1 pseudogene is annotated in these 686 nt (G+C 68.8%); it reads left to right on the forward strand.

Annotated features, from left to right (window positions below):
- Positions 1 to 686: pseudogene (locus CR470_RS38305) on the forward strand (coagulation factor 5/8 type domain-containing protein); the annotation flags it as partial.

Consider the following 686-nt stretch of genomic DNA (forward strand, 5'->3'; position numbering starts at 1 on the left):
GCGGCTACATCGCCGACAGCAAGATCGACGGCCAGGTCGGCCCGTACTCCCAGCAGCAGTGGTACACCCGCGACAGCTCCGTCGGCGGCTGGACCAACGCGGTCTGGAACATGACCTTCTCCGGTGTACAGGGCGCGCCCGCGTCCAGCTACCCGAACCCGCCGTACACCACCCTGGACACCACCCCGATCTCCCGCGAGAAACCGTTCCTGTACCTCGACGGCGACGACTACAAGGTCTTCGTCCCCGCGAAGCGCGTCAACGCGCGCGGCGTCTCGTGGGACGGCGGCGCACAGCAGGGCGAGTCCATTCCGCTGAACCGCTTCTACGTCGTCAAGCCGGGCGCCACGGCCGCGACGATCAACTCCGCGCTCGCCCAGGGGCTGAACCTGCTGTTCACCCCGGGCGTCTACCACATCGACCAGACCATCAACGTGAACCGGGCCGACACGGTCGTGCTCGGCCTCGGGATGGCCACGATCATCCCGGACAACGGCGTCACCGCGATGAAGGTCGCCGACGTCGACGGGGTCAAGCTCGCCGGTTTCCTCATCGACGCCGGTCCCGTCAACTCGCAGACGCTGCTGGAGGTCGGCCCGGAGAACGCCTCGGCGGACCACTCGGCGAACCCGACCTCGCTGCAGGACGTGTTCGTGCGGATCGGCGGCGCGGGCCCCGGCAAGGCG

Source organism: Streptomyces sp. rh34 (genome assembly GCF_002551245.1).
GTDB lineage: Bacteria > Actinomycetota > Actinomycetes > Streptomycetales > Streptomycetaceae > Streptomyces.